The organism is Actinomyces sp. ZJ308, from assembly GCF_011752065.1.
Taxonomy (GTDB): domain Bacteria; phylum Actinomycetota; class Actinomycetes; order Actinomycetales; family Actinomycetaceae; genus Actinomyces.
In genome coordinates this window covers 60,889-66,888 of record NZ_JAAIJY010000016.1, presented here as the reverse complement: position 1 = coordinate 66,888, position 6,000 = coordinate 60,889, and the positions used below count along the sequence as shown (strand labels likewise).

Annotated in this window: 4 protein-coding genes, 1 tRNA gene and 1 pseudogene; 5 read left to right on the top strand and 1 reads right to left on the bottom strand. The window is 70.4% G+C overall.

Translation table 11 applies throughout. The annotated features are described in order from the left end of the window. From HCR68_RS14240 to HCR68_RS14235, 5 genes and pseudogenes are all read left to right on the top strand, one after another. A pseudogene (locus tag HCR68_RS14240) lies at positions 1-127 on the top strand (IS630 family transposase); the annotation flags it as partial. A 301-nt stretch (positions 128-428) separates the two neighbouring features. Next, the gene (locus HCR68_RS08325) at positions 429-1,385 is read left to right on the top strand and encodes a thioredoxin domain-containing protein (RefSeq protein WP_167148513.1); all 957 of its coding nucleotides are present in this window, start codon (positions 429-431) and stop codon (positions 1,383-1,385) included. Between the two features lie 149 nt (positions 1,386-1,534). Then, a tRNA-Thr gene (locus HCR68_RS08320) sits at positions 1,535-1,610 on the top strand. A gap of 89 nt (positions 1,611-1,699) precedes the next feature. Beyond that, positions 1,700-2,956: a methyltransferase domain-containing protein gene (locus tag HCR68_RS08315; RefSeq protein ID WP_167148511.1), complete on the top strand. Its 1,257-nt coding sequence runs from the start codon at positions 1,700-1,702 to the stop codon at positions 2,954-2,956. Positions 2,957-3,827: 871 nt separating this feature from the next. Beyond that, the gene (locus HCR68_RS14235; protein WP_243859009.1) at positions 3,828-4,199 is read left to right on the top strand and encodes a hypothetical protein; all 372 of its coding nucleotides are present in this window, start codon (positions 3,828-3,830) and stop codon (positions 4,197-4,199) included. Between the two features lie 163 nt (positions 4,200-4,362). Here HCR68_RS14235 and HCR68_RS08305 read toward each other — a convergent pair whose 3' ends face one another. Then, on the bottom strand, positions 4,363-5,727 hold the full coding sequence (locus HCR68_RS08305; protein ID WP_167148509.1) for a chemotaxis protein: 1,365 nt from the start codon (positions 5,725-5,727) through the stop codon (positions 4,363-4,365). Positions 5,728-6,000: the final 273 nt, after the last annotated feature.

Sequence of the window (6,000 nt, the reverse complement as noted above, 5' to 3'; positions counted from 1 at the left end):
AACGCCAAGATCCGCGCCTTCATCAACGGCTGGAACCAACGCTGCCACCCATTGGCCTGGACCAAGACCCCCGACGAGATCCTCACCAAATGCCAACCAAAAACAAACTAACGACACGCGACACTAGGTCGTGCGGCGCGCGCCTTCACCGCGCCGCATCACAGAGGGATGAGCACGCTCACGTCGAATTCGAGGGGCGTCTTCGAGGGAGGCCACGGTGACACCCCTCATGACATCAGCAGCGCACCACGGCGCCGCTCAGCAGGCCCACCACGACGACCGATGCGTCACAATCCGCCACCGGCAAACGTCAGGCGTGGTTTCCAACAGCGTCGTCGGGCAGAATGGCATCGCTACAGCCATACCTTATTGACGGTTCACCTACGTCGTCGTTGTCCGCCAGCCACCGCACCCACAAGGAGCTCCGCGTGTCCACTAACCAGCCCCGCCCGTCCAAGGCCCAGCGCCGCGAGGCCGCACGCCTCAAGGCCAAGGAGCTGCGAGAGGCCGAGGCCCGCCGCGCGCGCCGCAACATGATCGCCCGCCGCAGCTTCATCGGAGTCGGCGGCGCGGCAGTGGTCGGCGGCCTCGGCTACCTGACCTACCTGGGGGTCAACCGGAACAAGAAGGAGTTCCCCGCCGCGGGCAAGGGCCTGGCCACCGAGAAGGCGAACCAGAGCGGTGTCCCCAAGCAGGTCCTGGCGGACGCCTCCTGGACCTACGGGGACGGCAGCCAGCTCGACACCGTTGCCGCCTCCGCCCCCGTCCTGGACATCTACTTCGACTACTCCTGCTCGCACTGCGCCCAGTTCGAGGGCATCCACACCCAGGAGATCAACCAGCTCCTGAGCGACAAGAAGATCACCCTGGCCCTCCACCCGTGCAAGATCCTCAAGCAGCAGTGGACCAGCGTGGTCATGAACGCCATGGGCGTGGTGCTCGACGAGGCTCCAGCGCAGTCCCTGAGCTTCCACGGCGCGGCCTTCGAGATCCTCTCCCAGGTGCTGCAGAGCAAGGACCAGAGCCTCATGACGGTGGAGAACCTGGTCGCCGCCGCCACCAAGGTGAGCGTCCCCAGCGAGGTCTCCGACAAGTTCAAGGCCGCCATCGACTCCGACAAGTACAAGAACTGGGTCGACCTGGGCGACAAGGCCTTCGCCGACAGGGACCTCAAGGGCACCCCGTCCGTCTTCTTCAAGGGCGAGCAGGTCGACCTGAGCAAGCTCCAGTCGCCCACGTCCCTGACCGAGCTCGTCACCGGGTCCACCCCGACCGCCCAGCCCACTGAGCAGTCCACCGAGCAGCCCGCCCAGCAACCGGCTCAGCAGCCTGCCGAGCAGGGTGCGGAGCAGCAGGGTGCGGAGCAGCAGGGCGAGCAGGGCTGATCCCGAGGTAAGGCCCATCCGGTTCCCGTACGGGCCTCCCCTCACGTGGGCCCGACGGCGCCGCAGCAGGTTCATCCCTCCGGTTTCCCGCCCCGGGGCGGTCTGTGTCAGACTGTCCCCCGCACCTGCGGCCGCTTGGCAGGCCGCACGCCGCTTTAGCTCAGTTGGTAGAGCAGCTGTCTTGTAAACAGCAGGTCGTCGGTTCGAGTCCGACAAGCGGCTCCACTCATCATCCGCAGCCGTCCGGGATCTGGCACCTCCTTGTCTCAGACCCACCCCACGGCTCGGCAACGAGCGCACCACCGGGAGGGGACATGTCGGTGACCGCACCACGGGCGCCGTCGTGTCTCCTCCACGACGCCGGCACCTGCCGTTCCTGCCCCCACCTGTCCCTGCCGCTTCCGGATCAGCTGGCCGTCAAGCAGTCTCATGTGACGTCCCTGCTGGCCGAGCGGATCCCGGCCGGCCTGTGGGAGGAGCCGGCCGCGAGCGCGCCGGAGCGCTTCCGCAACAAGGCGAAGATGGCGGTGGCCGGAACCACCGCCCGCCCCACCCTGGGGATCCTCGACGGCGCCGGCCACGGCGTCGACCTGCCTACCTGTCCGCTGCACGTGCCGGCGATCGAGGCGGCCCTGCCGGTGTTGGCAGACCTCGTCACCGACCTGGGCCTGCTCCCCTATGACGTGCCCGGGCGGCGCGGCGAGCTCAAGCACGTCCTGGTGACCGCCTCCCCCGACGACGACCTCATGGTGCGTTTCGTCCTGCGCTCACGCCGCCACCTGGGCCGGTTGCGCGCCGCCCTGCCGGACCTGCAGCGCTCCCTGCCCCAGCTGGCGGTGGCCGGCGTCAATATCCAGGGCGTCCACCAGGCCGTCATCGAGGGGCCCGAGGAGATCGTCCTGACCGAGGAGGACCGCCTCCTCATGCGTCTGAGCCTGCCGTCGCCGGGGACGGGCCCCTCGGCCGGACGGCGCGCCGACGACGTCGAGCTGCCGCTCTACCTGCCCACCCGCTCCTTCTTCCAGACCAATACGGCCGTGGCCGAGGCGCTCTACGCCACCGCCCGCGCCTGGGGCGAGGAGTCCGACCCGGCCCTGGTGTGGGACCTGTTCTGCGGGGTCGGCGGCTTCGCCCTGGCCCTGGCCGCGCCGGGCCGCCGGGTGCTGGGGGTGGAGGTCTCGGCTCCGGCCATCGACGGGGCGCGCGATGCCGCCGCCCTCATGGGCCTGGAGCCGGCGCTCGTACGGTTCGAGGCCGGCGATGCGCGCCTCCTGGACCCGGCCGCCCCAGCCGACGGCGCCACTGGGGCCATCGGCGCCACTGGGGCCGTCGGGGCCGAGGCCCCGGACCTGCTCGTGGTCAACCCGCCCCGGCGCGGGATCGGGGAGCGGCTGGCCACGCGCATCGAGGCCTCCGGCGTGGAGCGGGTGCTCTACTCCTCCTGCAACCCGCGCACGCTGGCCGCGGACCTGACGCACCTGTCCTCGATGCGGGTGGTACGGGCCCGCCTGTTCGACATGTTCCCCCACACCGACCACGCCGAGGTGCTCGTCGAGCTGGTCCGCGCCTAGCTCGTGCAGCTCGTCGTCGCACGGTCCGGCGTGTGACCCGTGCGGTCGTAGGGTAGGTCGCGCGTTCGAGGGGTAAAGGGTACGAACGCGCGACCTACCCTACGAACCGGACGTCGGCACGAGGCCGAGGCACCCTCCGGGCGACGCCGTCACCCGGTGGCCACAGAACCGTCGCACCAAGCCACGTCCACAGGGCTCTGATACTCCGGTGGCTGCCTGGGTCACAGCCCATCACTCTTGCCACATGGAGCCCTATCCCGAGCGACCTCTGCTGCCACCCGTTGTCGTGTCCGCCGGCCCGCCGGACGCCATGCGCAACCCCGTGAGGGTCCTTCGTGGAATCTACGCGGACATCGGCGCACAGAACCTGCCTCGCTGGGAAGCCGACAAGCGCCTCAGCCTGGCCCGCTGCGCCGCAGCGTGCCTGCAGGTGGAGTCCGCTCGCTGCTTGAGCCACGAGTCGGCCGCCCTCGTCCACGGGCTGTGGCTACGGGGGCATGAACCGGACGTCAGCGTCGTCGTCCCCTCACGACCGCACCATCCCCACCAGAAGCTCCCCCTCCCACCAGGAGCACGACGCGCTGCGTATCTGCGCCGACGACGTCTGTCTCTGACTCAGGAGGAGATCACCAGCGTCTCGGGGCTTCCTGTGAGCACCTTGATGCGGACTGCGGTCGACTGCGCCTTCGACCTTCCCGCTCACGACTCGGTCTGTGTGGTCGAGTCGGCGCTCCGAGCTGCCGCACATCCGTCGCGATACCAGTACTCGCAGTCAGACCGTCGAGTCGAGGCCGCCCGTTCCCAGCTTCAGGCAGCCGTCGACGCGCAAGGCGGGCGTGCTGGGGCGCGGCGCGCCCGCGCAGTTGTCGAGATGGCCTCGGCCTTCGTCGAATCGCCGGGCGAGTCTCTACTGCACTGGTTCGTGCGCGCCCTGGGCCTGCCTGCTCCGTGCATCCAGATGGCGATTGAGGATCGGGACGAGGAACACCGCTATTTCCCCGATGAGGTCTGGCCGGAGTACAGGGTGCTCGCGGAGTTCGACGGCCAGGTGAAGTACAAGTCTCCTGAGGACCTGTGGAAGGAGAAGCGGCGCCAGGACGCCCTGACCCGAATGGGGTGGCGCATTGAGCGCTTCATATGGGCCGACTTCAAGCAACTCGATGTACTGCGATCCCGGATCACGGCTCTCTTCCCGGCGACGGTCGCCCGCACCGCGCGCCCTGTCGCAGACCTGTGGAAATGACCGCCGACGCCGAGCCGCGCGGTCGTACCTTAGGTCGCGCGTTCGAGGGGTAAAGGGTACGAACGCGCGACCTACCCTACGAACACGCGGATGCCTCATCGTGCGTTCGCAACAGCGCGACTGGCTCGCGGTCGCGCGGCCCGGCGCGGGTTGCGACGGCCGGCTACTCGAGCTCGTCCAGGGCGGCGCGCACGTCGGCCAGGCAGGTGTTGATGGCCTCGGCCTCGTAGGGGACCTCGAGGTCGCGCACGCGCACGGCCAGGTCGGCCAGGTCCCGGGCCTCGGCGAAGCCGACGCCGGCCAGGGTGCGGGCGGTGGCCACGGAGTCCGCCTGCCCGGCGCCCGCGGCCGCGGCCGCCTCGACCAGCTCCAGGATCGGGCCCTGGATGACGCCGAGGTCTTCGGCCACGAGGTCCAGCTCGCCGCCGACCAGCTCGCGGCGCGCGTCCAGGAGGGCGACGCGCTCGGTCAGGGTGCTGGCGCCGTCGCTCAGGGCCGTGCACAGCTCCTTGAGGCTGCCGACGGCGTCGTTGGCGTCGACCTCGTCCTGGCCCTCGATGATCTGGAGGGCGAAGATCCCGGCGGCCAGGTTGTGCAGGCGGGCCAGGGCGATGCGGAAGCTCACCGAGTCCAGGTCGCCGCGCAGCGCCTCGATCTGGCTGCGCAGCGGGTGGAGCTGCTCGGAGCACTCCAGGACCAGGGCGTCGACCTGCTGGCAGCGCTCGGCGACGTCGTCGGCCTGGGGCCCGTGGCCGAGGACCGCGACGTCGGCGCCGAGGGCTCGCATGGCCTCGCGCAGGGCGCCCAGACGGGCCGAGAGGGCCTCGATCTCCCCGGCCCGCCTCCCCAGGAGGTCGACGAGCCGCCGGCCCTCCTTGAGGATACGGACGAGCCCGGCGGTCTCGGACTCGATCCGGCTCATGGCTGCCAGGATCCGGGCCACGGGCCCGTCGGCCTGCGGGCTGTCGGGAATGCCGACGCCGTGGGCCAGGAGCGCGCCGACCTCGGCGACCAGCACCCGGCGGGTGAAGTCGATGGCGTCGGAGTATCCCAGGGCCTGCAGCTCGGCCAGGAGGGCGGCCTGCCCGGCGGCGGCCACCTCCCGGCGGGTGGAGCCGGCAGCGACCGATGCCTCCTCGACGTCGCGGACCCGGGCGTAGGCGGCCTCGACGTCGTCGCGCAGGTCGGTGAGCATCGGCAGCGTGCGCACGGACAGGTAGCCGGAGCCGGAGGGCACGATCGTGGCGAAGACGCGGTAGCGGCCGTCGTCGGAGGACCGGTTGGTGATGTAGGCGCTGGCGGCCCGCCCCTCCTCGATGGCGTCCCAGATGCTGCGGAACAGGCCCGCGGGCATGTCCGCGTGCCGCACGACGTTGTGAGCCCGCCCCACCAGGGCGCCGCGCGGGTAGCCGGACAGGCGCATGAAGGTGGAGTTGGCGCGGCGGATGCGGCCGTGGGAGTCCGTGGTGGAGAAGAAGAGCTCGTCGGCGGTGAAGAGGTGCTCGCCGGGAGCGGCGGACTCGACCATGAGTGACCTTCCTTGGTTGCGGGGCAGGCGCGGGGCAGGAACGAGGTTGGAGCAGCGGCGCCTGCTGGGCCGTCGTGGGACCTTGGTCGGAAGCCTACTCGCGGCCGCCCTCCGAGGCGGCTGATCCCGATGGGGCGACGCATCACAGTGATCCGGCAGCTTTCTGCCGATCACACGGTCGTGGACGCACGCTTGGCGGTGACCGAGCGGTGACTCACCGGTGGCCGACCGGGGATGACTCCCCATGCCCGGTCCCCGCCAAGCTCCTGACAG